This is a genomic window from Blastococcus sp. TML/C7B (assembly GCF_016612845.1).
Lineage (GTDB): Bacteria > Actinomycetota > Actinomycetes > Mycobacteriales > Geodermatophilaceae > Blastococcus.
On record NZ_JAEOAA010000001.1, the window covers coordinates 658,000 to 682,947 of the forward strand.

20 protein-coding genes, 2 tRNA genes and 3 pseudogenes are annotated in these 24,948 nt (G+C 75.1%); 12 read left to right on the forward strand and 13 right to left on the reverse strand.

What is annotated here, in order from left to right; translation table 11 throughout:
* Positions 1 to 77: 77 nt before the first annotated feature.
* From JKP76_RS03250 to JKP76_RS03265, 4 genes are all read right to left on the reverse strand, one after another.
* Entirely contained in the window at positions 78 to 521 is a 444-nt protein-coding gene (locus JKP76_RS03250; RefSeq protein ID WP_200489527.1) for a tripartite tricarboxylate transporter TctB family protein, read from the reverse strand.
* Positions 522 to 552: 31 nt separating this feature from the next.
* Positions 553 to 1,542 carry a tripartite tricarboxylate transporter substrate binding protein gene (locus JKP76_RS03255; protein ID WP_200489528.1) on the reverse strand — a complete coding sequence of 330 codons (990 nt, stop codon included), beginning with the start codon at positions 1,540 to 1,542 and terminating at the stop codon, positions 553 to 555.
* 268 nt (positions 1,543 to 1,810) lie between these two features.
* On the reverse strand, positions 1,811 to 2,212 hold the full coding sequence (locus tag JKP76_RS03260) for a MarR family transcriptional regulator (RefSeq protein ID WP_309232828.1): 402 nt from the start codon (positions 2,210 to 2,212) through the stop codon (positions 1,811 to 1,813).
* A gap of 147 nt (positions 2,213 to 2,359) precedes the next feature.
* On the reverse strand, positions 2,360 to 3,358 hold the full coding sequence (locus JKP76_RS03265; protein ID WP_200489530.1) for a hypothetical protein: 999 nt from the start codon (positions 3,356 to 3,358) through the stop codon (positions 2,360 to 2,362).
* A gap of 746 nt (positions 3,359 to 4,104) precedes the next feature.
* Here JKP76_RS03265 and JKP76_RS03270 point away from each other — a divergent pair.
* Positions 4,105 to 5,874: a right-handed parallel beta-helix repeat-containing protein gene (locus JKP76_RS03270; RefSeq protein ID WP_200489531.1), complete on the forward strand. Its 1,770-nt coding sequence runs from the start codon at positions 4,105 to 4,107 to the stop codon at positions 5,872 to 5,874.
* Between the two features lie 111 nt (positions 5,875 to 5,985).
* On the opposite strand, the gene JKP76_RS03275 is transcribed toward JKP76_RS03270, so the two are convergent.
* The 3 genes from JKP76_RS03275 to JKP76_RS03285 form a co-directional block, all read right to left on the reverse strand.
* Positions 5,986 to 6,058 (reverse strand) — tRNA-Arg (locus JKP76_RS03275).
* Between the two features lie 20 nt (positions 6,059 to 6,078).
* Positions 6,079 to 6,167 (reverse strand) — tRNA-Ser (locus tag JKP76_RS03280).
* 176 nt (positions 6,168 to 6,343) lie between these two features.
* Positions 6,344 to 7,555 carry an MFS transporter gene (locus tag JKP76_RS03285; RefSeq protein ID WP_200489532.1) on the reverse strand — a complete coding sequence of 404 codons (1,212 nt, stop codon included), beginning with the start codon at positions 7,553 to 7,555 and terminating at the stop codon, positions 6,344 to 6,346.
* A 103-nt stretch (positions 7,556 to 7,658) separates the two neighbouring features.
* Between JKP76_RS03285 and JKP76_RS03290 the strand changes: the two genes are divergently transcribed.
* The 8 genes and pseudogenes from JKP76_RS03290 to JKP76_RS03325 all read left to right on the forward strand — a co-directional run bounded on the left by JKP76_RS03290 (position 7,659) and on the right by JKP76_RS03325 (position 15,338).
* The gene (locus JKP76_RS03290; protein WP_200489533.1) at positions 7,659 to 8,192 is read left to right on the forward strand and encodes a CGNR zinc finger domain-containing protein; all 534 of its coding nucleotides are present in this window, start codon (positions 7,659 to 7,661) and stop codon (positions 8,190 to 8,192) included.
* 157 nt (positions 8,193 to 8,349) lie between these two features.
* Positions 8,350 to 8,601 (forward strand): hypothetical protein, encoded by a 252-nt coding sequence (locus tag JKP76_RS03295; protein WP_200489534.1) that lies wholly within the window; start codon positions 8,350 to 8,352, stop codon positions 8,599 to 8,601.
* Between the two features lie 335 nt (positions 8,602 to 8,936).
* Positions 8,937 to 9,272 (forward strand): annotated as a pseudogene (locus JKP76_RS23840) (phosphatase PAP2 family protein); the annotation flags it as partial.
* 268 nt (positions 9,273 to 9,540) lie between these two features.
* A pseudogene (locus tag JKP76_RS03305) lies at positions 9,541 to 10,203 on the forward strand (diacylglycerol/lipid kinase family protein); the annotation flags it as partial.
* Positions 10,204 to 10,417: 214 nt separating this feature from the next.
* Positions 10,418 to 10,966 carry a DoxX family membrane protein gene (locus tag JKP76_RS03310; protein ID WP_200489536.1) on the forward strand — a complete coding sequence of 183 codons (549 nt, stop codon included), beginning with the start codon at positions 10,418 to 10,420 and terminating at the stop codon, positions 10,964 to 10,966.
* A gap of 78 nt (positions 10,967 to 11,044) precedes the next feature.
* Positions 11,045 to 12,010, forward strand: coding sequence for a PHP domain-containing protein (locus tag JKP76_RS03315; RefSeq protein WP_309232829.1), 966 nt, complete (start codon positions 11,045 to 11,047; stop codon positions 12,008 to 12,010).
* Positions 12,011 to 12,173: 163 nt separating this feature from the next.
* On the forward strand, positions 12,174 to 12,926 hold the full coding sequence (locus tag JKP76_RS03320) for a class I SAM-dependent methyltransferase (RefSeq protein ID WP_200489537.1): 753 nt from the start codon (positions 12,174 to 12,176) through the stop codon (positions 12,924 to 12,926).
* 1,839 nt (positions 12,927 to 14,765) lie between these two features.
* Entirely contained in the window at positions 14,766 to 15,338 is a 573-nt protein-coding gene (locus JKP76_RS03325; protein ID WP_200489538.1) for a sugar transferase, read from the forward strand.
* 28 nt (positions 15,339 to 15,366) lie between these two features.
* Here the strand turns inward: JKP76_RS03325 and JKP76_RS03330 are convergent, their stop codons facing one another.
* The 5 genes and pseudogenes from JKP76_RS03330 to JKP76_RS03350 all read right to left on the reverse strand — a co-directional run bounded on the left by JKP76_RS03330 (position 15,367) and on the right by JKP76_RS03350 (position 20,217).
* Positions 15,367 to 15,744, reverse strand: coding sequence for a hypothetical protein (locus JKP76_RS03330; RefSeq protein WP_200489539.1), 378 nt, complete (start codon positions 15,742 to 15,744; stop codon positions 15,367 to 15,369).
* 154 nt (positions 15,745 to 15,898) lie between these two features.
* Positions 15,899 to 16,117 (reverse strand): hypothetical protein, encoded by a 219-nt coding sequence (locus JKP76_RS03335; protein ID WP_200489540.1) that lies wholly within the window; start codon positions 16,115 to 16,117, stop codon positions 15,899 to 15,901.
* Positions 16,118 to 16,217: 100 nt separating this feature from the next.
* Positions 16,218 to 17,831 carry a glycosyl hydrolase family 28-related protein gene (locus JKP76_RS03340; protein WP_200489541.1) on the reverse strand — a complete coding sequence of 538 codons (1,614 nt, stop codon included), beginning with the start codon at positions 17,829 to 17,831 and terminating at the stop codon, positions 16,218 to 16,220.
* Between the two features lie 271 nt (positions 17,832 to 18,102).
* Positions 18,103 to 18,975 (reverse strand): annotated as a pseudogene (locus tag JKP76_RS23845) (glycosyltransferase); the annotation flags it as partial.
* A gap of 90 nt (positions 18,976 to 19,065) precedes the next feature.
* Positions 19,066 to 20,217 (reverse strand): OmpA family protein, encoded by a 1,152-nt coding sequence (locus JKP76_RS03350; protein ID WP_200489542.1) that lies wholly within the window; start codon positions 20,215 to 20,217, stop codon positions 19,066 to 19,068.
* A 300-nt stretch (positions 20,218 to 20,517) separates the two neighbouring features.
* On the opposite strand from JKP76_RS03350, the gene JKP76_RS03355 reads away from it, so the two are divergent.
* From JKP76_RS03355 to JKP76_RS03365, 3 genes are read left to right on the forward strand one after another with little or no spacing between them, the layout of a single operon-like run.
* A complete protein-coding gene (locus JKP76_RS03355) occupies positions 20,518 to 21,951 on the forward strand; it encodes a polysaccharide biosynthesis tyrosine autokinase (RefSeq protein ID WP_200489543.1) in 1,434 nt (477 codons plus the stop codon).
* 32 nt (positions 21,952 to 21,983) lie between these two features.
* Positions 21,984 to 23,285, forward strand: coding sequence for a hypothetical protein (locus tag JKP76_RS03360; protein WP_200489544.1), 1,302 nt, complete (start codon positions 21,984 to 21,986; stop codon positions 23,283 to 23,285).
* Positions 23,282 to 24,175 (forward strand): glycosyltransferase, encoded by an 894-nt coding sequence (locus JKP76_RS03365; protein ID WP_200489545.1) that lies wholly within the window; start codon positions 23,282 to 23,284, stop codon positions 24,173 to 24,175. Before JKP76_RS03360 ends, JKP76_RS03365 begins: the two co-directional genes overlap by 4 nt.
* Before the next feature lie 432 nt (positions 24,176 to 24,607).
* On the opposite strand, the gene JKP76_RS03370 is transcribed toward JKP76_RS03365, so the two are convergent.
* Complete coding sequence (locus tag JKP76_RS03370) at positions 24,608 to 24,883, reverse strand: hypothetical protein (protein ID WP_200489546.1); 276 nt, start codon at positions 24,881 to 24,883, stop codon at positions 24,608 to 24,610.
* Positions 24,884 to 24,948: the final 65 nt, after the last annotated feature.

The following is a 24,948-nucleotide window of genomic DNA, read 5'->3' on the forward strand; positions in this document are numbered from 1 at the left end:
CAGGAAGACGTACAGGATGTTGATGCGGGTCGAGCGCGACGGAGAAGCCCTCGCCGAGGCCGTCCAGGATGCCCACGTCAGCCTCCCAGCACGATGTCGTCGGGGAAGGGCACGCCGAGGGCCTCGACGAACACCAGGTGGAAGACCACCGCGCCGATCACCGCCAGCGGCAGCGCCCACCTCCACGGCTCCCGGGCGAACAGCCGCAACCAGACCAGCAGCATGAGCACCGCCGGGACGAGGAAGCCGATCTCCTGGAACAACACGATGAACACCGCGAGGCTGACCAGCCCCAGGCCGATGCCGACCGTTCCGCGGGTCCACGGCTCGTAGTCCTCCGGGTCGTCGACGACGAGCAGGACCAGCGCTGTCAGCGCGAGCAGGGTCGCGCAGAGGAACGGCCAGAGGCCGGGCCCGGGCGAGCGGAACTCCCCCAGGGTCAAGTCCCGGGCCATCAGCATCGCGGCGATGCCGAGCAGCAGCAGGACGAGCGGCGCGAGCCGGAACAGGTGCCTGGACATCGAACTCCCGTCGATGGGCGGAACCGCTCGGTCAGTCCCCGAGGATCGGGCCGTAGACGTCGACGATCTCGTCGATGCGCTCCCGGAAGGCGTCGGTGCCGATGAACTCGTCCGGCACGTACTGCTCCCCCAGTTGCTCGACGACGTCGGGCTTCTCGAGGCAGGTGCTGACGGTGTCCTCGAGCGTGCCGACGATCTCGTCGGGCGTCTCGGCCGGGGCGGCCAGGCCGAACACCGAGACGCTGTTGGTCAGCTCCGGGAAGCCGACCTCGGCCAGCGGCGGGGCGTCGATGTAGTCGACCGGCTCGGGCGTGCTGACGGCCAGCGGCACGAACTTGCCGGCGTCGATGTTCTCCAGCACGTCCTGCGAGCTGTTGATGAAGATCGCATCGACGTTGCCACCGGCGAGCGCCGTCGTCATCTCCGCGTTGCCCGTGAACGGCACGAGGGTGAGCTCGGTGTCGTACTCCTCGGCCATCCGCTTGAGCTCCATCGCCTGCGAGGTGGTCGTCCCGGGGACCCCGACGTTGAGGTCGCCGGGGTTCTCCCGGGCCGCCTCGAAGAACGCTTCGGCGTCCGCGTACTCGGAGTCCGGGCCGACGACGAGGGCCGAGGGGATCTGGGTGACCGCGGCGATCGGGACGTAGTCGTCGTTGGTGTAGCCGACGTCGTCGCCCTGCAACGGGTTGGTCGCCGTCGCCGGGACGGCGATCAGGGAGAGCGTGTAGCCGTCCGGGTCGCCGGCCAGCATGGCCTGCATGCCGATCGAACCCGAAGCGCCCTCGCGGTTCTCCACGATGACGGTCTGGCCGAACTCGTCCTCCATGCAGCTCGCGATGGTGCGTGCGGCGAGGTCGGTCGGGCCGGCGGGCGCGTAGGGGACGTAGAGGGTGATGTCGTCGTCGGGGTACGAGGCGGCATCACCCCCGCCGGAGGATCCCCCCTCGTCGTCCCCGCAGGCAGCGAGCAGCAGCAGAGTCGCGGCGGTCAGGGCGGGAGCGGTCGTTCGGGTGGAGCGCACGGTTTCCTCCGGTCGGTGAGCTGGCGGACGGCAGTTCAGCCGAGGATCGGCTCGTGGCCCGCTGGTCGCGGGCGAGTGCACCGGCCGGCGTCACCGCCGGCGAACTCCTCGGGCGGGCCGTCCTGAGGGCGACCGCACGGCCGCCTCCTCCACGTCGTTGTGATCGGGACCACAGCCATGCAAACACAGGTCGTCGGGCCGGGCCCGCCCAGTTGGCAACGAAGCTGCAACGGTCCGGACGGTTCCGTTCCCGGTCGTGGGCGTCGGGTCAGCGCCGGGAACGGGCGGCGGCGGAGACCCGCGCCAGGGCGTCGGTGACGACGGCGGCGTCGTCACCGAGCGGGGTGAGCAGCTGCGCGACCAGCTCGTCGTGGGTGATCGCCGCCTCGGCGACCCGCCGGCGCCCGGCGTCGGTGAGGCGGGCGTGCAGCACCCGCCGGTCGGCGTCCACGCGCTCGCGCCGCACCAGCCCGTCGGCCACCAGCCGGCTCACCGTGCTGGTCACGCCCGGCCGGGAGAGCCCGAGCGCCTCGGCCACCTCGCCCATCGACGCGCGCTCCCCCGGGGCGTCGGCGATCCGGCGCAGCGCCTCGAAGCCGGTCAGCGAGAGGCCGTGCCGGCGGTGCAGAGCGGAGTCGACCCGCCGGGTGATGCGGTCGTGCACCTCCACGACACGGAGCCACGTCCCGGCGGGGCGGGGTGCGGTCCCGGGGGGAACGGCCGGAGCCGGGGGGATCCGCGCGTCCTCGGAGAGGCTCACGCGGGCGTCGTCCCCCGTTCCTCTCCGGCCGAAACCGCGCGCCGGGCGGGTCGGGACTCAGCCGCGCCCGGGTCGCGGCTTCGTCATGGACACCAGCGCGCCGCCGGCGACCGCGAGCGCAGCGGCCGCGGCGAGAAGCGGGACCAGCGGCGGCCCCGCCTCCGCCGGCTCGGTCACCGCGGTGGCGGTCACGTCGAGCGGGACGCCGGCGACGGCGGAGGACGTGGTGCCGACGGCGTCCAGCGAGACCGGGCCCGCCGCCGTCCACGCCGGGATGAGCACCTGGGTGACGACCGCGCCGTCGTCGTCGGCGGTGGCCGAGCCGAGCACCTCGTCGCTGCCGTGCAGCGTGAAGGTCACGAGCTCGCCCGGCTGGTAGCCGTCCACGCGCACCCGGAGCGTGCTGCCGCGCTCGACCGGCGCGGCACCCTCGCGGGCCTCAGCCGGAGGCGCCGGCGGGCGGGGCGCCGTCGTCGGCGCCGGGGTGGACGGGGCCGAGGGGGCAGGCGCGCTCGACGAGGGGGCCGACGGCGACGGGGTCGGTTCCGGGGACGACGAGGGAGGCGGCCTGGGGCCGGTCGTCGTCGGCGGCGCGGGAGCCGGCTCGGCCGGCGTGGTGGGCTCGGCCGGCGTCGGCGGCTCGTCGCCGGGCTCCGGGTCGGGGCTCTCGGTCGCCTGCTCGCAGGCCTCGGCGGTGGGGCGGGTGAAGGTGGCGCCGGCGAGCTCGTCGACGACGTCCGGCCCGGAGCCGTCCTGCGCCGTGTACTCGAGCCGGCCGTCGATGGTCTCGCCCGGGGCGACGTCGCCGGTCCGCAGCACGACGGTCTCGCCGGGCTGCACCACGCCCTCGTCCTCGCCGGCGGGCGCGCGGGTGGTCGCCAGACGGACGGCGTAGGGGGCGGTCCCGCCGACCACCTCGACGACGAGACCGCCGGGCCGGCAGCTGGGTGCGCCGGTCACGCGTGCGTCCGGGACGGCGGGGTCGTCGATCGCTGCGGCGGGGGGCGCGGCCAGGACGCCGATCGCGGTGAGGCCCAGCACGAGCCCGGCGAGCACGGTGGCGAGCGCAGAGGGCGCCGGTCGTGCGGCACCGTGCCGGATGGTCTCGATCGCCCTGCCCCCGCTTCGTGCGTCGTCCCCCCGATGATGAACGAGGTCACGGATCGTCGCCAGGGAGTCACCGGATTCGATGGGCGCGGGCGGCGTGTCCTCCGGTGTGTCCTGCCCGCGCTCCGGCGAGTTGCGTCACGGACGGCAACCCCGCGGTAGATCTCTGCGCCCCGGGGGCCGTGACCAGCAGGGACACGCCCGGGGCCGGGCGATCTCCCCGGCGGGGTTGACGCCGCGCTGTGGCCTGGCTCACAGTTGGTGCGGGCGGGGGAGCCGGCAATGAGTGGCCACCCATCGCTGGGTGGACCGACCAACGCGGCCAGACCGTCAGGACCGGCCCCCCGCCCCTCAGCTCTCCCCGCGGCCGGCGCACGCCCCGCGGGGAGTTCTCCTGCGCGGGATCCCGGCGTCGGCGCGCCCGCGAAGGCGCCCTCGATGTGACGGCTGTGACCCATGGGGCGGGAAGAGTCGACATGTCGACTTTTTCGTGACTCATCAGTACCGCGTGGCTACCGTCTGCCGCGAACCACAGAGGGCAGGAGGGGTCCGGCGCGGACCTCACCGCCGCATCGCCGCGGACGACGCGGCGTCCCCGAACCGTCCGGACCACATCCACGGCATCCGGTTCCGCCTGCAGCAGCGCGGCGACGGCTCGGAGGACGGCGTCTCCGCATGGAGAGGACCCACGGCTCGTGACGACAGCAGCCCCCGCCCGCCCCACCCGCCCGTCCACGACCCCCGCGACGGGCGACCCGGCCTGGCGCGCGGACGCGCGCCGGACCCGCGCCCGCCGGCACCGGACCCGGCTGAACTGCCTGCTGGTGGCGGCCCTCGCGCTGATCGGCGCGGCGGCGTTCCAGATCTCGTCGTCGCCGAGCGCGGAGGACACCGGAACGGCCGTGACGGACGCCGCACGGCACCGCACCTGGAACGGCACCCGCGGCGCGCATCCGCACGCGCCCCGTGCCGGCAGCGTGGCCGCCACCCAGACCACCGCCGCGACCCCGCCTCCCACCGAGGCGAGCGCACCGCCGGCCGTCCCGTCGAGCAGCGCCCCGGCCCCCCGGCCGGCGGCTGCGCCGGCACCGGCGCCCGCCGGCGTGAGCGTCGCCTCCTACGGCGCGCGGGCGGACGGGCGCACCGACGCCGCGCCGGCCATCCGCGCCGCGCTCGCCGCCAACCAGCACGTCCACATCCCGGCCGGGGAGTACCTGCTGGAGACCTTCGAGAGCCCGCGGCAGACCCGGTTGCACGCCGACTTCATGTTCTCGCTGCGCAGCGGGCAGACCGTCACGGCCGACCCCGGCGCCGTCCTCACCTTCGCCGACGGCATCATCCCGGGCTCCCCGACCCTCTGGGGCGGCAACCTGTTCATGATCGACGGCGCGTCGGACGTCACCATCTCCGGCGGCACCTGGGACTTCAACGGCGCGAACAACCTCGTGCCCGCGGGCCGCACGATCACCGGCTACGGCGTCTACACCTACGGCGCCGACCGCGTCACCGTGCGCGACGTGACGATGCAGAACACGCCCGGCCAGAACTACATCGTCATGCAGGGCCGCGGCGACGGCTTCCGCGTGGAGGGCTCGACCTTCGTCAACGGGGGCACGTCACTGGCGGCCAACCGGGAGCAGGTCGACTACTCGGCGATGTACTTCACCGGCTCGAACGTGGTGGTCGACCGGGTCCGCATCACCCACGACCGGCTGCCCTGGTTCTACAGCGGGGGCATCGAGCTGCACGGGACCCGCAACGCGGTGACCAACAGCGTCATCGAGCGCAGCTTCCCCGCCGTCTACATCGGCCCCGACGTCGCCTCCGAGCTCGAGGTCATGGAGGACACGGTCGTCACCGGGAACCAGTTCCTCGAGGTGGGGCGCGCGGTGACCTTCCACGCGCTCGGCACCGGGGCGATCGCCGGCGTCGAGTTCGCCCGCAACACGGTGACGATGACGTCCTTCCCCGGCCTGGGCGCGGGGCGCGGCGTCGACCAGGACGCCCCGCCGGACGGCAACTGGACCTACCACCACATCATCACCGGGCTGGACATCCGCGACAACGACTTCCACGACGCCGACGGGCAGAGCGACTTCGGCATCCGGCTGTCGCAGATCCACAGCGGCACCATCCAGCAGAACCGGTTCCACCAGATGTCTGGCACCGTGTTCCAGCTGGGCGGATCGCCGTGGGACACCCGGAACGTGACCTTCTCGGACAACAGCGCGACCTGGCTGGGCAGCACCGGCGCCCCGGCCATCGCGCTCGGCCTCGACGGCTACCGGGCCGACGGCATCGTGGTGACCCGCAACCGGATCACCCGGACCCAGGCCGAGGGATCGGCGTGCGGCGTCTACTCCGACGGCGTGATCACGTCGTCCAGCGTGACGGGCAACGGCTTCGCAGGCATCGGTCTGCCGATGTGCGGCCCGACGATGGGGAGCCTCGCCTTCGCCCCGTGACGGGCGGGCCCGCGGGGCTCGACCCCGCGGGCTGGACCCCTCGGGCCCTGCACACGAAACGGCGCGCCACCCCCGTCGGGGTGGCGCGCCGTTCGGTGTCTCAACCAGACGTGCACCCGAAGGGATTCGAACCCCTAACCTTCTGATCCGTAGTCAGATGCTCTATCCGTTGAGCTACGGGTGCCGGTGTTCAGTTGTCGTGCGCGGAGGCTCCGGGATTTGAACCCGGGATGGGGATTAACCCAAACCGCATTAGCAGTGCGGCGCCATAGACCGGACTAGGCGAAGCCTCCCGGGGTCCGAGTTCCCTCGTAACCGCCGACGGGAAGACTACCAGCGCCCCGGAGGGGAGTCGTAGCCCGGGGTGGTCGGCCACCCCTCCCGCCCGCGCGACGAGTGCGACGAACTCGTGGCGATCAGCGGCCGATGGCCACGAGTTCGTCGAACTCGGCGCACGGGAGGTGCCGGATCAGGCGGCGACGGGGGTGCGGACGGCGTCGGCCGCGTTGACGGCGGGCCGGCGGCCGGGCACCAGCGTGATGGCGACGGCGGTCGCCGCGCCCAGGGTGGCGAGCGCCAGGCTGCCGCTGACCCCGAACCGGCCCTCGATCAGCGCCCCGCCGACCGCGGCACCGACCGCGGAGGCGCCGACGGTGATGGTCGAGAGCCAGGTGAACGCCTCGGTGGTGGCGTGCGCCGGGGCCATCGAGCCGACCAGGGTGTTCTGCACGGTGAGCGTGGGGGCGATCGCCGTCCCGCCCAGGAAGAGCAGCACCCCCAGCGCCCAGGGGCTGGAGATCCACGCCAGCGGCGCCAGCCCGATCGTGACGCCGAGCAGCAGCAGCCGGTACTGGCGGGGCAGCGACATGCTGAGCACGCGGGCGCCGAACCACAGACCGCCGATCGTCGAGCCGAGCGCCCACAGCGCCAGCAGCAGGCCGGACATGCCGGGGGCACCGATCCCGTCGGCGAACGCCGGGACGGCCACCTCGAGCGCGCCGAAGCCGAGCATCAGGGCCGCGCCGCTGATCAGCAGGCGGGGCATGCCCGGCGTCCGCACGGTCGAGAACATGCCCGACGCCGTCCCCGGTGAGGGCACGTAGGCGCGGGTGGCCGCGGAGGTCGCGATGCCCAGGGAGCCGGCGACGGCGAGCACGCCCGCGACGCCGACGGCCAGCGCCGGCGAGGTGAGGACGGCGAGCGCGGCGACCAGCGAGGGGCCGACGACGAAGACGAGCTCGGTCGCGGTGGCGTCCAGCGCGTAGGCCGTCGGGCGGACGCGCGGGTCGACCCGGGACCACAGCGCGCGCACCGTGCCCGACACCAGCGGGGTGGCCGCGCCGGCACCGGCGGAGGCCGCGACGACGGCCGCGTCGGGAGCGCCACCGAGGACGACGGCGATGAGCAGCGCGAGGAGCAGCGGGTAGGCGGCGGCCTGGGCGAGCAGCACGGGCCGGGGACCGCGGCGGTCGGCGAGCCGGCCGAGGATCGGGGCCATGACGGCGGAGGCGACGCCGAGGGTCGCGGCCGCGAGCCCGGCCACGGCGTAGGAGCCGGTCTGCTGCTGCACCATGAGCAGCAACGCCAGCGGGACCATGGCCGAGGGCAGCCGGCCGGCGAAACCGGCGATCAGCAGCACGGGGGCCGACGGCAGCCGCCAGACAGGGAGGTACGCGCGCACGGGGAAGCTCGTTTTCACTTGCAGGGGAGAGGAATCCGTAGGGGGTCAATGCTCGTTGACCGCCTACGAGCAGCGACGGTAGCACGGATCGGTAGGGAGCCACATGGATTACGACACCTACGGGTCGACGGCGGTCGAGCTGGCGATCGAGCTGGCCAACACCGACCGCAGCGACCCGGAGTGGGCGCCTGCCTTCCTGGGCTCCCACGACGAGTGGTTCACCCCGGGCACGGCGCTCGAGCTCTCGCCCGGCGAGACGCAGAAGGCCGCCTCGGCCGCCGCTCTCGTGCGCGCCGTCGCGCTGGCCGAGACGCAGGACGACGTCCTCGGACGGCTCAACGAGCTGCTGGCGATGGCGCGACCACGGCCGTACGCCACCGACCACGACGGCGAGCTGCACCTGCACTACGCGCGCCCCGACGCCCCGGCGCTCGAGCAGCTGACGACCACGGTGGCGATGGGCCTGTCGCAGGTGGTCGTGCAGCACGGGTGGCGGCGCCTGGGCGTCTGCGCGGCCGAGAACTGCGACGACGTCTACGTCGACACCTCGCGCAACGCCAGCCGGCGCTACTGCTCCAACACCTGCGCGAGCCGCTCCACGGTCGCCGCCTACCGGGCCCGCCAGAAGACCGACTGACCCGCGGTCGCGGCCGGTCCGATTCCGGAACCTTTCCGGCCGTGCCGCCGTCCGAACTGCGCAGGAAACCGCTGGTCAGCGCCCCGCTGTCACCCGAACGGGTGAACGTCGGTGGAGTCGGTACAGCCAGTGCCGGACGACGCCGAATTCCCGGGGCATGAGCAGGTTCACGACCACGACGGCGATGCCCTACGCGCACCTCGCCGGAGCGACCTCGGTGCTGCGCGCCGAGCTGAACCGCCAGATCGCCGCCGACGGCGAGTACGCCGGCGCCGACTGGTCGACCCTCCGCGTCATCGGGCCGGTCGAGGTCTTCGGCCCGCGCGGCGCGCTGGAGTACGAGTACCGCGGGTCGGTGGAGCCCCGCCGCCTCGCGCCGCTCCCCAACCGGCTGGCGCGCAGCCGCTGAGCTCCCTCCGGAGCTCGTCCTCCCTCCCCGCCGGGCGTCCTCCCTCACCGCACACCACGAGGGAGGACACGCCACGATCAGGTTCCCTGATCCCAGCGGGGTCACGGGGGCCGCACCGCGCAGAGCGGATGACGCGCCCGGGGCACGGCTGAACTAGCGTCCGGGCGTGCCTACCGCGCGCGACCTGGACGCCCGCCTGCACGCGCTGGTCGGCGGGCTGCCCCACTCCCCCGCCGACCGCTGGCTGCGGCGGCTCACGCACGCGGCCGACCACGGCCGGCTCTGGCTGGCCATCGGCGGGCTGCTCGCGCTCCGCCGCGGCTCGCTGCGCCGGGGTGCCCTGCGCGGACTCGGCTCGCTGGCGATCTCCAGCACGGTGGTCAACGCCGTCCTCAAGACGCTGTTCCGGCGCCGCCGGCCCGACCCTGATCGTCCTGCGCGCCGAGCGGCTGCTGCGCCGCTCGCCGACCTCGTCGTCCTTCCCGAGCGGGCACTCCGCGTCGGCGGCGGCCTTCGTCACCGGCATGGCGATGGAGTCGCTGCCGGTGGGCGCCGCGCTCGCGCCGCTGGGGCTGGCCGTCGGCTACTCCCGCGTGCACGTGGGGGTGCACTACCCGGGGGACGTCGTCGCCGGGTTCGCCGTCGGCGCGGGAGTCGCCGCGGCGACGCAGCACTGGTGGCGGGTGCGGCCGACCGAGCCGGCCCGGGTGCGACCGGCGTCGCACGCACCGGCCCTCCCCGGGGGCGAGGGGCTCGCCGTCGCGGTCAACCCGCGCTCGGGCCCGGACGACTACGACCCCGCCGCGGACATCGCCCGCCTGCTCCCCCGCGCGCAGGTGTTCGAGACGACCGAGGAGGCCGGCGTCGACGAGCTGCTGCGGACGGCGGCCCGCGAGGGCGCCCGCGCCCTCGGCGTCGCGGGCGGCCGACGGCAGCGTCGCCGCGGCCGCCGCGGTGGCGCTGGAGCACGGCCTCCCGCTGGCGGTCATCCCCGCCGGCACCCTCAACCACTTCGCCCGCGACGTCGGCCTGCTGGCCCCGCAGGACGCCATCGACGCGGTGCTGGCCGGGGAGGGGGTGAGCGTCGACGTCGCCGAGGTGAACGGGACGCCGTTCCTCAACACCTCGAGCATCGGCGCCTACCCGGAGATGGTGCGCCGCCGCGATCGGCTGTCCGGGACGCTCGGCAAGTGGCTGGCGCTCAGCGTGGCCGCCGCCCAGGTGCTGCGCACGGGGACGCCCGTCGAGCTCGACGTCGACGGACGGCGGCTGCGGGTGTGGATCCTCTTCGTCGGCAACGGCGCCTACACCCCGCGCGGGCTGGCACCGGCCTGGCGCCCGCGGCTCGAGGACGGCGTCCTCGACGTCCAGTACCTGCGCGCGGACCTGCGCTTCGGCCGCACCCGCGCGGTGCTGTCCACGCTGCTGGGCGTCAGCGAGCGCAGCCGCAGCTACGGCGGGTTCCAGGCGCGCGAGCTGACGGTGGTCTCGCGCTCCGGCCCGCAGCGGGTGGCCTACGACGGCGAGATGGGCGCCCCGGCCACCGAGTTCCGCTTCCGCAAGCGCGCGACCCTGACCGTCTACTGCTGCCGCGGCTCCTGACCCCCACCCCCGGCGAGATCGGCGATCTCGCACGCCACGAGGGCCCCTTCCGTGCGAGATCGGCGATCTCGACGGGGACGGACGGGGTGCGCCCCGCGTCGAAGGGCGCGCCGCGCCGGTGATCACTACGGTCGGGTGCGGGGATTGCCCGGGCCGCGCACCGGGCAGTGCACGACCCGACGACCCACCGAGGTACAGAGGGAAAGAGGTCACCATGCTGGTCCGCCGGATCGCCCGGCCCCTGCTCGCCGCCCCGTTCGTGTACGGCGGCATCAGCACCCTGCGCAAGCCGCAGGACCGCGTGCCGGGCGCCCGCCCCGTGGTCGAGAAGCTCGCGGACGCCGCCGACAAGCAGCTCCCGGTCGAGGTGCCCAAGGACGTCGAGCAGTGGGTGAAGGTCGACGCCGCCGTCAAGGTGGCCGCCGGCTCGCTGTTCGCGCTCAACAAGATGCCGCGGCTGACCGCGCTGGTGCTGTCGGCCTCGATCGTGCCGACGACGCTGGCCGGGCACCGCTTCTGGGAGCACGACGACCCGACCGAGCGCTTCGGGCAGATCTCGAACTTCCTGAAGAACGCCGGCATCCTCGGCGGGCTGCTGCTGGCCGCCGTCGACACCGAGGGCAGGCCGTCGGTCGGCTACCGCGCCCGCAGGAGCGCCCGGGCCGCCGCCGCTGCCACCGAGCACGGGTTCGAGAAGGCCTCCAAGCGCGCCGCCAAGGCGCAGAAGAAGGCCGAGAAGAAGCTGAAGAAGGCGCGGCGCTGACCAGCCCGCTCCCGCCCGCGGCCGCGCTCCGGAGGATCGCCTTCCTCCTGGAGCGCGCCCGGCGAGCCCAGCTACCGGGTGCAGGCGTTCCGCACCGCGGCCGCCGTCGTCGACGGCCTCGGCGAGGAGCAGCTGGACCTGAAGATCCGCACCGGCACGCTCAAGGACCTCAAGGGCGTGGGCCCCAAGACCGCCGCCGTCGTCGTGCAGGCGCACAAGGGGCAGGTGCCCGAGTACCTGGCGAAGCTCGAGCAGGACCTGGCCGAGCTCGTCCCGCTGGCCGACGACGTCGCAGAGTTCCGCGCCGCTCTCAAGGGCGACCTGCACCTGCACTCGGACTGGTCCGACGGCGGCAGCCCGATCCGCGAGATGGCCGAGGCCGCGATCGCGCTGGGCCACGAGTACATGGCGCTGACCGACCACTCCCCCCGGCTGACCGTCGCCAACGGCCTCACCCCGGCGCGGCTGGAGAAGCAGCTCGACGAGGTCGCCGCGCTCAACGACGAGCTCGCGCCCTTCCGCATCCTCACCGGCATCGAGTGCGACATCAACGCCGATGGCAGCCTGGACCAGACCGACGAGTTGCTCGGCCGGCTGGACGTCGTCGTCGCCAGCGTGCACTCCGACCTCCGCGCGGCGAGCGCCCAGATGACCGGGCGGATGCTCACCGCCGTCGCCAACCCCCACACCGACGTCCTCGGGCACTGCACCGGGCGGCTGGTCATCGGCCGCCGGCAGCGCAACGGCGAGCAGAAGCCGCGCCCGGAGAGCACGTTCGACGCCGAGGCCGTCTTCGCCGCCTGCGTCGAGTTCGGCACCGCCGTCGAGATCAACTCCCGTCCGGAGCGGCTGGACCCGCCCCGGCGGCTGCTCACCCTGGCCGCCGAGCTCGGCTGCGAGTTCGCGATCGACACCGACGCGCACGCGCCGGGCCAGCTGGACTGGCAGTCCAACGGCGTCGAGCGCGCGATCGAGTGCGGCGTCGCGCCCGACCGGGTGATCAACACCAAGGACGCCGACGCGTTGCTGGCCTGGACGGCGTGACGGCTCCGGCTTCACCCACGGCCACGTCCTGATCACGCACGGGTGAGGAGATCGGCGTGCCACGCCGAACCGGAACCCTCCGTGCGCACTCCGATTGCCCTGCCGCGCCCCCGTCCGCTGTGCTGCGCCGGATCCGACCCCGGCTCGCTCGCAAGGAGGACAGGTGGCTCTCTCGACGGTGACGTGGAAGCTCTCCCGCGCTGGACAACGACTGGCGGCCGCGCGGCGGAACGGGCTGCGCGGCATCCCCGTCGAGGCCGCCCGGCTCACCAAGGAGTTCGCCCGTGCGCCCCTCGCGCTCGCGGCCGAGTACGTCTTCGACGTGCGCCGCGGGGTGCGGACCCGCGGCTTCGTGCGCAACGAGAGCGCGCTCTCCCGGCTGTCCGTGGGCGGCGACGGCAACTACTACCAGCCGATCGGGCTGTCCCCGCTGCGCCGTCTGGTGGCCACCATCCCCGTGGACCCGGCCGCCGCGACGTTCGTGGACCTGGGAGCGGGACGTGGGCGGGCGGTCCTCCTCGCCGCCGAGCTCGGCTTCGGGCGCGTGCTCGGCATCGAGCTCGACCCGGACCTGGCGGCCGAGGGTGCCGAGAACGTCCGCCGCTGGCGGGCCGGGCGGCGCGGCCGGCACTCCGCCGGCCAGGTCGTCGACGTCGTGCCGGGGGACGCGGCCGGCTTCACACCCCCGGAGGGGCCCCTCGTCATCGCCCTGTTCAACTCGTTCGGCGCGACCACGCTCAAGCTGCTGCTGGCCCGCCTCTGCGAGGAGCAGCGCGAGGACGCCGCCCCGCTCTTCTTCGCCTACATCAACCCCGTGCACGAGGGCACCTTCGAGGAGTTCCCCCGCCTGGTCCCGCACTCGCGCGCACCGGGGTGGACGGTGTTCCGGCTCGCCCCGGAGTCCCCGAGGCCATGAGCAGGGCCGACGGGACGACGCGGTGCGCGGCGTGGCTGGCGGCACGGGGCGCTCACCAACAGTGATGCCCACGCCACCAGCGGAACGACTCCGCGCCGAAGCGGTTGACGCACCCCCGGCCCGGCCCGTAAGCCAGCACGGTGAGCACCGTGGTCGCGGGGCACAGCGTGAGGGAACCCGACGGGTTCCCCCACGCCGGTGGCGGCCGCGCGGTTCCCCGGCACCGCCTCCTGCTCCTCGGACTCCTCGCCGTGGGGATCTGGGCGCTGCTGGCGCTGGCCGGCCGGCCGGCCCTGGCCGACTCCGCGGATCCCCCCGGCGTCGAGCCCGCAGGTGCGACGGTCGGCGCGGCCCAGTCCGCGGATCCCGGCCACGCCGGAACCGACGAGGACCACTCGCTCCCGCCCCGGCACACGCCCCACACCGCTCCGCCGGCGCCCGCACTGCTCGCGCCGGTCCCCGAGTCCGCAACGCAGCCGCCGGACGAGGCGCTCCCGGCGACGAGCGAGCCGGCCGAGGAGCCGTCGGACCCGGAACCGGCACCGATCCCCACGAGCGCCGGGTCCGACGAGCCCGTGGCCGAGCCCGCGGCCGAGCCCGTGGCCGAGCCCGCGCCTGAACCGGCGCCGGTCGCGGCGTCCGAGCCTCCGCCCGCGCAGCCGTCGTCGACCCCCGCGAGCGGTTCGGTGCCGGTGACCAGCGTCCCGGCCACCAGCCCGTCCACGGCGCCGGCGCCGGGGCCGGCCCCGGCCCCGACGACGACCACGACCGCCGCCACAGCCACGACCACCGCGACCGGCACCGGCACCGCCACCACCGGCACCGGAGCGGTGACGGGCAGGTGCCCGGCGGGCGGGCCGACGTCCGCCGCAACCGCGTCGACCACCGGTTCGAGCACCGTCCCCGCCCCGACCACGGCGACCACGACCACGACCACCACCACGGCCACGGCGCCGGTCCTCGGAGCAGCCACCGCCCCCGACCCGGCGGAGCCCGTCGCTGCGCCGCCGGGGTGCGCGCCGCCGACCGAGAGCTCCTCCTCGCAGCCGACCCCCGCCGCCTTGCCGGCCGGAACGGGTTCGGCAGCGCTCCCGGCGGTCAGCCCCGGCCCCGGTTCCGGCTCCGCTGGTCGGGCTCACGAACGCGCAGGCGCCCGCTCTCCCCACCACCGCGGACGCCTCCGGGCACGTGTCCGGCCCGCCGTGCCTCGGCGCTCAGGCAGACGTCTCCTCGAGCTACCGCGGCCCGGCCGGCGAACGTCGCCAGGCCGTGCCGAGCAGCGGCACGTCCTCACCGGCCGGGGGCGCCGACGCGCGACCGGCCACCGGCGCGGCGCATCCGGCCGTCGCCGCACCCGCCCTCCCGCTCCCCGCTCCACCGGCACCGTCGCCCGCCGCACCTCCTCCGGCGCTGCCCCCTGCCCCCGCCTCGACGTCGTCGGGCGCCGGGTGCGGCCCCGCGGGACCGACGCGCGCGGACCCCGGTGCCGAGCCGGCCGCGCTGATCGCGACCACGACCGAGGTGACGGTCCTGCAGCTCCGGACGGGCCTGCCCGTGGACCTCGGCTCCGTCCTCCCCGCGGACGAGGACCGGGACGTCCGGCCCGACTAACCTGAGGTCCACGGCGCCCCGACGCATGCCCGGCGCCGTTCGACGGGACGGCCCCGAGGTCGCCCGTACCGGGTCCGGCTCTGCCACGCCCTGGCACCCGAAGCCCTGGCACCCGGTACCCCGTCGCCCATGCACCGCCACGCCGCGACGGCAGTGATCCCGCGCCGTCCGCCCTCCACCCAGCACGCTTCGCTCAGCCCGGCGCGATCCGCACAGGAGGCCGCAGCCATGTCACTAGCGCCTGCCAGCCGATACGACCACCCGACGACCCCGCACCACCGCATCAAGGCAGCGGTGGACCGGACGGGCGCCGCCGTCCTGCTCGTCCTCGCCCTGCCGTGGCTGGGGCTCATCGCGCTGGCCATCTGGGCCGAGGACGCCGGCCCCGTGCTGCGCCGCGAGCGCCGGCTGGGCAGGTGGGGGCGGGAGTTCTCGCTGCTCCGGTTCCGGACCACGACCTCCGGCGGGCGGCAGGACGGACAGGTCACGCGCGTCGGCGCGGTCCTCCGGCGCTACGCGGTCGAGGGGCTGCCGCAGCTGATCAACGTGCTCCGGGGGGATCTGTCCTTCATCGGTCCGCGGCCACCGGCACCCGGGGTGCGCTCGGGAGAGTGGCCCAGCTGCGGCCCGAGCATGCGACCCGGTCTCACCGCTCCCTGGGATCACCGCGGGGCGCCCCGGTCGACCGAGGAGGCGTCGCGCGAGCTGGAGCGCTACCTCGGCAGCTGGTCCCTGCGGTCGGACCTGACCATCCTGTGGCGCTGGCTGCGGAACGGCTCCGCGCGGCCGGGAACCGCCTAGCCCGCGCCCGCCGGCTGCGTCGCCCCGGTCAGGCGGGCTGGTCGGGGCCGGGCCGCCGTGGCCCCTCGTCCCGGGGATCCGTGCCCCGGTCCGCGTCGGCGTCCGCGTCGGCGCACCACTGGTCGACACCGCGCCGGAGCTCGTCCTCCCAGCGCCAGAGCTCACCCCAGCGGTCGAGCTCCTCGTCGTCCACGAGCGGGCTCCCCGGTTCGGGTGCGAAGGGGCCGACCTCCCCGAGCCCGCCGGGTGACCGCGTGGCCAGATCCGCCCGGGAGAGCGCCACCAGCCTGGCCCGGGCGCCCCGTTCCTCGGCCAGGTCGCCCGCGCGCAGCGCACGGCCGATGACCAGGCACAGGGCGGCCGTCAGCGCGAGCCACACGAGCCCGACCATCAGCATCTGGACCATGGGTCCTTCTTCGTCCGCGACGTACCCGTAGCCCTACCCGCGGGCCAGCCGGCGACGGCTCCGGACATCGTCTACCCCACGTCGGCGGGCGACAACCCGGACCGGCACGGGCGGCTGCGTCGACTTCGGGCAGCGACGTGGCGCGGACCGAGAGTCAGCGTTCGGCGGGGACGTCGGGAGCGACCGGGTCCTGGGGCGTGCGCGCCTCCGCGCCCGCTCCGGGCGTCCCCTCTCCGGGTGTCTCGTCCCCGGGCGTCTCCTCCCCGCGCGGTTCCTCCGCGCGGTCGGCGCGGCGCAGCACACGGCCGATCACGAGGCCGGCGCCCACGAGGAGGATGGGCCAGGCCAGCGCGACGACGTGCACCGTGCTCATCCGTGCGTCCCCGTTCCCGCCGTGCCTGGCCCCGGCCTGATGCAGCACGGGGTGGCACCCCGACGCTACAGAGCGTGAGCGGACCCCTGCACGTCGGGCGTCACGGCTGGACGGACAGCTCTCCTCCGCGGGGACCGCAGGTGACCCGCTCGGCGTCGTCGAAGTCGTTGCCGCGCAGGGAGATGCCGCTGACCGTGGCGCCGTCGCTCCAGTTGGCGTGCACGGCGCAGGCCCGCGACTGGGGCCAGTGCAGGTCGAGGCGGTTGCCGGAGACCACGATGTCGCGGGCGTCGAACGCATCCTTCGGCGGTGAGGTCGAGCTGCCGTCGAGCGAGAGGGCGATCGCCGGCGCGCCCTCGGCGCTGCGCCACCCGATGTCGTTGTCCGCGATGAGCACGTTCTTCGTGTCCCACGGCGAGCTGTTCAGCGCGATCACGGTGCCGGCTATGTCGTCGAACCGGTTGCCCTCGATGGTGGCGGAGTGCACCTGGGACAGCCGCACGATCGCGTCGGACCGGCTCCCGTCGGCCTGGAAGCGGTTCTCACCGATCGTCAGGCCGGTGATGATGTGGTGGTAGGTCCACCTGCCGTCCGGGGGCATGTCCTGGTCGATCCCGCGGGTCGGCTCCCCCTCGAACCCGGCGAAGTCGGCCAGCCGGAAGAGGTTGCCGGTGATGCTCACGTCGTCGATCGCGCCGGTCCCGCCGGCGTTGAACACCACCCCGCGCCCGACGTCGAGGAACTGGTTGGCCTCGACGGTGATGCCGTCCTGCAACGCGAGGTCGCTGTACACGTCGGGGCCGATGTAGACGGCCGGCCAGCTGTCGCTGATGCGGCTGTTCGTCAGCGACTGCCGGGGCCCGTGCAGCTCGACGCCCCCGCTGTAGGTGAAGGGCTGCTGGTCGTGCTCGACCGTGATGCCGTCGACCACGACGTCGGTACCGGTGAAGTAGAGCGCGGAGAAGTCGATCTGGTCCTCGTTGCCCGGGATCGAGGTGCCGCCGTTGCGGAAGGTCGAGTCCCGGACCTCGAAGCCCGAGCCGCCGCCCTGGGCCACGACGTAGTTCTGGCCGGGGGTGTCGACCATGGTCACGTCCTGCACGGTGACCTGGTCGGCGCCGAAGGTGTACAGCCCGTAGGCGGTGATCGTCCGCCCCGCCGGGACCAGGTTGCCGGGGCCGTTGAGGTCGAGGGTGAAGCCCGAGAGGGTCACGTCCCGGGTGCCCTCCGCGAGGAACACGTTCCCGCCCCACTCCGCGGACGAGTCGGCGATCACGCCGTCGGCCATGCGGAGGACCGCACCCGGGTCGGCGGTGACCGTCTGGCCGTCGCGCAGCCGGAACACGAAATCGGCATCGATCACCGTCGTCCGCGGGGTCGCGTAGCTCCCGAGCAGGTAGGTGCCGGCGCTCAGGTGCACCGCGTCGGCGCTCTCCAGGGCCTGCCGGATCGCCGGGGCGTCGTCGGTGACGCCGTCCCCGGTCGCGCCGAAGTCCCGGACGTCGACGGCGCCCGGCGGAACGCCCCCGCCCTCGGCCGCCGGCGGGGCCTCCTGCCCCGGGCCGGCCGGTGCCCCGTCGCCGCCCGTGGCGACGACGGCCCAGATGATCCCGAGCCCGGCGACCAGAGCGAGGCCGAGCGCCCAGAGCGTGCGCCACCGCCGGCGCGGCACCGAGCCCGGTGGGGCCGGGGGCTCCGGCCGGTCCTCGGCCACCGGCGCCTCGGCCGGCGGGCTGTCGCTCTCGGCGTTCAGGGCTCGACCTCCCCCGCGGCGCCGGCGCGGTCGGTCGGGCGAGGGGGCTCCGGGGCGGCCGGGAGGTGGAGCGCTCGCAGGAAGTCGTCCTGCCAGGCCGCGAAGCTGTAGTGCTCCGCCACCGCTCTGCGGGCCGCGTCGCCGCGGGCGCGGCGGGCCCCGCCTCCGGTTCGGAGAGCAGCGCGAGCACCGCATCCACCCAGGAGCCGGTGTCGGTGGCGGGTAGGCCGTGCAGCTGCTCGAGGACCCGGGCGTTCACCCCCACCGGCGAGGCCACCGACGGCAGGCCCGCCGCCCCGTACTGCAGGAGCTTGTAGGCGCATTTGCCCCGCGACCAGGCGGTGTCGGGCAGCGGCATGAGACCGCAGTCCGCGGCGGCGATGAGCCGGTCGGTGCGCGGGCCGTCCCACGTCACCCGGTCGGTCATGGCCTCCAGCTCGCCGAGCGGCCGGCTGCCCGCGCTGATGACGGTCAGCCGGGCGCCGGTCGCGCGGTGGACCTGCAGCAGCGCCGGCGCCACCTCGTCCAGGTAGGGCTCCGTGGACGGCGATCCGAGCCACAGCAGCCGGGGCACCTCCCCGACGGCGTAGTCCTCCTTGACCGGGTAGTCGTCGGGGTCCACGCAGCTGGGGATCACCGTCACGTTCGGGTTCAGCCGGGAAGCGGCCTCGGCCAGGAGGTCGTTGCCCGCGACGACGAGATCCGCCCCGCGGACCGCCGTCGACCAGCCGGCCGCCTCGCCGAACACGCGGTGGACGCCGCCGCGCCGGTCGTCGTGGAGGGCGTCGTCGAAGTCGTACACCCCCCAGCCCGCCCGCTGCATGAGCCCGGCCTCGATGCGCCCCCGGGTGAACGGCCCCATCGAGCGGGAGATGAGCACCCGGTCCGGGGGCGCCGCGGAGCGCAGCGAACGGAGGTGCCGCTCGGCCCGGAGCACGGCGAGCGGGTCGCGCAGCAGCGTCCCGGGCCGGACGTTCGCAGCGCCGAGGTAGTCGTGCACCTCGGCGTCGAGGTCCAGGAACCGCAGCCAGTCGAGCACCCGCACCCGCGTGCTCGCCCCGGCAGGGCCGTAGGAGGTCCCCACCACGAGCCGGCGGCCGGTCATGGAGTCACTGTAGGTGCGGAACGGCGCAGCAGGACGCGGTCCGGCCGCCGTTCACCCGACCGGCGAGGAGGAACGGCAGGTGCGCCCCGCTCACCCGCAGTCCACGTCCGCGGTGAAGTCGATGGTCACCACCCGGTTCAGCGCGGCCGCGGCCGGGTCGAGCCTCCCTGCCGCGTCCCGGTCGGGGACGTAGTCCTCGGAGGAGCTCCCGAAGCCCAGCACCCGCAGGTTGTCGACGTCCACACCGAGCTCGATCAGCACGTTGGCCACCTGCTGCGCCCGCTCATGGCTCAGCGTGACGACGCGCTCGGGATCGCCGACGGCGGGGTGGAAGCCGAACACCTCGCCGATGATCTGCCGCTCCTGCATCTGCCGGGCGAACGGGCCCAGGACCTCGATCACCCGCGCGCGGTCCAGGAACTCGATCTCGCCCGGGCGGAAGCCCACGTCCCCGCCGCGGAGGACCAGCTGCTGCGGCGAGCAGGACACCCCGGGACCGACGTCGACGGACCGGACGGCCGGCAGCGGGCCCTCGAGCGGTGCGGGGTCCCGGACGTCGTCGAGCTCGACCGCGACCGCGCCGGAGCGGAGGGCGATCGTGGTCCAGAGCTGCTCGACCTGGGTCCGGCGGGCCTCGTCCGGGGGCGCCTGGGGCAGGACCGCCTGGCCCAGGCCCTGGAACACCACGGAGAACCCGTCGAGGGCGGGCAGCAGTCCGGCGTCCGCGAGCGAGTCGGCGACCTCCTTGGGCTCCGCGTCGAGCAGGCCGGGCCGGGTGAGGTCCATCGGCCCGGCGGTGGACAGCCCCGGGTCGAGGACCACGAGGGTGCGGAGGCCGGGACCGGGCGGCACGCTGCGGGCCGCGACGCCCAGCGCGGTGAGCAGGTCGGACTCGGGAGCCTGGGCCCGGACGCCGGAGACCGCGTCGTCGACCCGCTGCCGGTTCTCCGCGCGCTGCTCCGCGCTGCCACCGGCCAGCCGCACCGGCTCGCCCACCGGGGTGGGCGCACCGTCGGCGACCACCACCGACAGCATCGACTGCTGGGCGACCGCCAGATCACGGGCGGCAGCGGCCGCGCCGGTCAGGACCGGGGCGGGCGCACCCGCGTGCCCGCCGACCACCACCGCGAGGACCCCGCTCGGCTCGGCCGCGACGGAGCTCCCCCCGCACCCGGCCAGGCCGGCCGTCACCACCGCGGCGACCAGCACGGCTCCCCACCGGCCGGGGGTCCGGACCCTCATCTGCGCTCCCTCCGCGGCTATGGCTGCGCTCCCGGCGGACCTCGTCGACCGGGTCGGCGCCGGAACATACCCGTGCGCATCGCCCATCGGGAGGTATCGGGCTCTCCAGCGTGCCGGAACCGGACCGTGCGGACCCATTTCCGACCCAGCGCCTGGGCGGATGGTGACTCAGCGCGACGGAAGGGGCTGACGGGGCCGGTGGGCAGAGGTAACTTGTGGCCCTCCACGGCCTGGGCCGGGTGCCGCGGGGCTACCTGGTCGACGGCCGGGCAGGAGATCGCCACGTCGAGCGGGGGCATCGTGACCGGACAGGACGCGCTGGGTGCAGCGCGCTCCCGCTGGTGGCTGCCCGCGCTCGGGATCGTCCTGGGCCTGGTCGCCGCGGGCGTCGTCACCTGGCAGACGACGCCGCTCTACCGGTCCTCCACGCAGGTGTTCGTGGGGCAGACCGGCTCGGCCGCGGCCGCCGACGCCTACGCGGCCGGGCTCTTCGCGCAGCAGCGCGCGCTGTCCTACGCGACCCTCGCCGAGAGCGAGGACGTGCTCCGCGCCGCCGCCGACGGCCTGGGCCTGGACCTGCCCATGGCCGAGCTCACCGAGCGGGTGTCCGCCCGCTCGGTGCCCGAGACGGGCATCATCGAGGTGACCGTCACCGACCCCTCCGCGGCCCGGGCTCAGCAGCTCGCCGACGCCGTCGGTGAGGAGTTCACCGCCGAGGCGACGGCGGTGGAGTCCTCCCGCGGGCGGGTGGGCGCGCCGGTGTCCTTCACGACGATCCGCTCGGCGCCGCGTCCCACCGAGCCGATCTCGCCGGACGCGACCCGCAACCTCTCCTTCGGCGCCCTGGCCGGACTCCTGGCCGGCCTCCTGCTCGTCGCGCTGCCCCCGCGATCGACCCGCACCGTCACGCACAGCGACGACGTGCGCGACTGGTCGGGCACCGAGCTGCTCGCGACGCTGAGCGGCGTCCCCGACACGGCGGCCTTCAGCAGGCTGCGCACCCGTCTCCTCGGCGGTGGCGACGGTCCACCGCCCCGGGTCGTCGTCGTCGCCGCCACCGGGCCCGACGGCCCGCGGCCGGACGTCGCGGCCGGGTTGGCCGAGGCGATCGCCCGCGCCGGCCTGCGGGTCGCCCTCCTCGACGCCCGTCCCCTCCCGGTCGGCACCGCCGTCCCGGAGGGCCCCGGGGACCCGGGCCTCACCGACCTGCTGGCCGGGAAGGCCACGCTGGAGGAGGTGCTGCGCGTCGGCGAGGAGGACCGCCCGGACGTCATCCCCGCCGGCACCGTCGACACCCTGGACGCCAGTGCGGTGCACGCGTCGCCGGCCCTGGCCGGGACGCTGCGCACCCTCACGAGATCCCACGACGTGGTCGTCGTCGACAGCCCGGCGCTGAACCCGGTGCCCGATGCGGCCGTGCTCGGCGCCGCCGCGGACGGCTGCCTCCTCGTCGCCCCCTACCGGCGCACCGGACAGCGGGAACTCGCCGACGCGGCCGCCACGCTCTCCGAGCACGGCGCGCGGCTGCTCGGCGTCGTGCTCGACGGGGTCCCGGCGCGGAGGGCGCGGGCGCTGGGGCTCCGGTACGACTACCCGGTCGACGAGGACAGGCGATCGATGCTCCCCCCGGTCGGCCGGCGCATCGTCGCCGGTGGCGGTTCCCCGACCGACGAGCCGGCGCCGGCCCCCGGGCCGGTGGGAGCCCCGTCGGCGGCAGAGCCAGGGGTCTCGTGAGCAACGAGCCAGGACCGGCCACGGTGGCCGAGGTGGAGGCAGCGCAGCCCGACGCGCCGGAGGTGGCCCCGCCGTCGTCCCGCGTGGGCCGGCTGCTCCAGGGACCGCTCGCGCTGCTCCGCTCCGGCGGGTTCTTCGACCTCCTCGTCGCCCAGATGGCGCCGCTCGCGGTCAGCTTCGGGCTCACCCTCGTCTCCGCGGCCCTCCTCGGGCCGGAGCTGCGCGGTGTCCTCACCTTCCTGATGACCGGCGCCCTGCTCTTCGGCGCGCTGGCCTACGGCAGCCTGCACGTGCCCGTGGTCGAGGCGCTGCGCGCCAAGGACCGCACCGGCCTGCGGCACGGGCTGCGGCTCATGTGGGTGCTGGCCGGGAGCATGACCGCGGTCGGGCTGGTGCTGGTGCTCGTCGGCGGCGCAGCTCGGGACGACGTCCCCTCCACGGTCGGGACGACGGGCTGGGCCCTGGTCGGCGGCGCGATCGTGGTGACGCAGCTGTTCACCGGCCGGGTGCTGCAGGGCCTGGCCCGCAACCGCGAGTACCAGGTCACCATCGTGGTGCAGAGCCTGCTGTACCTGCTGGGCGCCGGGGCGATGCTGCTGGCGACCCGCTCCCCGCTGCCGGTCTTCGCCGCCTGGTACGCGTCGGTGGTCCTCAGCGTGGGCCTCACGTCGGTGCTCCTCCACCGCCACCTGCAGGCCACCGGCCCCTGGCGCTGGAGCGGCAGCCCGTGGCGCGGGTTCCTCCGGTCGGCCACGGCGAACAACATCGGCAGCATCGGCCAGATGGTCATGCTCCGTGCCGACGTCCTCGTCGTGGGCGTGCTGCTCGGCGCGACCGACGCCGGCATCTACGGGCTCGCGCTCTCCCTGACCGAGCTCGCGCTGATCGTCCCCGAGGTGTTCGCCCTCTCCGTGTTCGCCAGTCGCGCCCGGCTGGACGGCCCCCGCTGGCGCGACGAGCTCGACCGCTCCGTCCGGCTCAACGCCGGGCTCGGACTGCTCGCCGCCGTCGCGATCGCCGGCGCGGCCGTCGTCCTCGCGCTCGGGCCGCTGGCCGACTACGACGGGCTGGTCCCGCTGGTGCTCATCGTGCTGCCCGGCGTCTTCGTCGCGGGCTACTCGCGCATCGCGTTGAGCGCGCTCCAGGCGCTCGGCGCCAGCTCGCGGGTGTGGATGTTCGGTGCGCTCGCCGTCGCGCTGTCGATCGGCTACGTGCCCGCGGCCGCGCTCGGCGGCACCCCGGGCGCCGCGGTCATGTCGACGATCGCCTACACCGTGACGGCGGTCTTCCTCCGCAGCAGCCTGCGGTCGGCCCTCCGGGGAGACGTGCGGTGACGCGGACGGCGATGGTGCTCGTGGCCTACCGGTCGGCGGCCTACCTCGAGCAGGGGCTGCCGCCGGTGGTCGCCGACCCGTGCGTCGGCGACGTCGTGGTGGTCGACAACAGCAGCGACCCCGCCACGGCCGAGGTCGTGGCCCGCTTCGGCGACCGGGTGCGCTACATCGACCCGGGCGCCAACCTGGGCTTCGCGACGGCGTGCAACCTGGGCTACCGGGCGACCACCGACCCGGTCGTCACCTTCCTCAACCCCGACGTGCTCCTCGACCGGGGCGTCGGCGAGCTCGTCGCCCGCTGCGCCGCGGAGCGGACGGCCGTCGTCGGCGGCGGTCTCACCTTCGTCCCCGGGGAAGCGGAGCTGGCCAACGCCCGCCGCGCCGTCACGCCGCTCCGCGAGCTGAAGCGCGCCGTCCTCGGCGCCGAGTCCTCGGTCGTCCCCCTGCGGGCCGGCACCTCCGTCATCCCCGTCGAGCAGGTGGACGGCGCGTTCCTCATGGCTCCCCGGCCCTTCCTCGACGCCCTCGGCGGCTTCGACGAGCGGTTCGAGCTGTACTTCGAGGACGTCGACCTGTGCGACCGGGCCCGTGCCGCAGGCCAGGTCCTGCTCGACACCCGGCCCTACGGCACGCACGCCCACGGGGCCAGCTCGCGCACGGTGGCCGGACCGTCCTTCTGCGTCTTCCGCGTCTCGCGCGCCCGGTACTTCGCCAAGCGCTGGGGGGTGGCCGGCGCCCTCGGCGCGGTCCTCATCGGGCTCGCCGAGGTGCTGGTCCGGACCCTGACGCGGCAGCCGGAGGGCTGGCCCGTGCGGTGGCGCGCGCTCCGGCTCACCGTTCGCGAACTGGCCCGCCCCGGCTCCGTCCGGGTGCTCTCGGAACGGTCGTAGGAGGGTCATGTCCAGCGCGGTGCTCCTGATCGGGTGCGTGCTCCTGCTCGTGCCCTGCTACGCGCGGTTCGGCATGGTGCACCCGCTCACCGTGACGCTGGCGCTGTGGACGGGCACCGCCGTGCTCGTCGTGATCCGGCCGATGAACCTCGTGGACCCGGACCTGCGGGTCTCGGTGGCCATCGTGCTGGGGCTGGCCGTCCTCACGATCACCCCGCTGGTCCTCGACCACCGACGGCGCGGACGCGGACCGGCCCCCGAGGACCGGCCGGTGGTCCCGATGACCCTGCACACCGGGGCGCTCGCCGTCGCCACGGTGGTCGTCCTGGCCGCCGTCACCTGGGCCAGCCTGCAGTACCGCAGCGCCATCTCGGCGGCCCTGGGCCAGCCGTTCAGCGAGGCGGACCCCAAGCTGGTCCGCTGGGCCGAGCTCTACGGGAACGTGAGCGCCGGCGGGACGGTGGGCATGGCGCTGGCGCTGGCGCCGCTGCTCGGGGCGTTCGCCGTCATCGGCGGGCTGTGCTCCAGCCGGTTGTGGTACCTCCTGCTGCCCGTCGCGGTGATCGTGACCATGCAGTCCCCCTCGCGCACCGCCACGCTGACCGTGGTCGTGACGGCCGCCTTCTTCCAGGTCCTGCTCGCGCGGAGCCCGGGCCTGCCCGTCCGCCGGCGGGCGCGCACGCCGGGCCGGTGGCGGGCGCTCGCCATCGCCGTCGGGGCGGTCGTCCTGGCGGTGGTCTACTTCGGCTTCGTCGGCCAGCAGCGGGACGGCA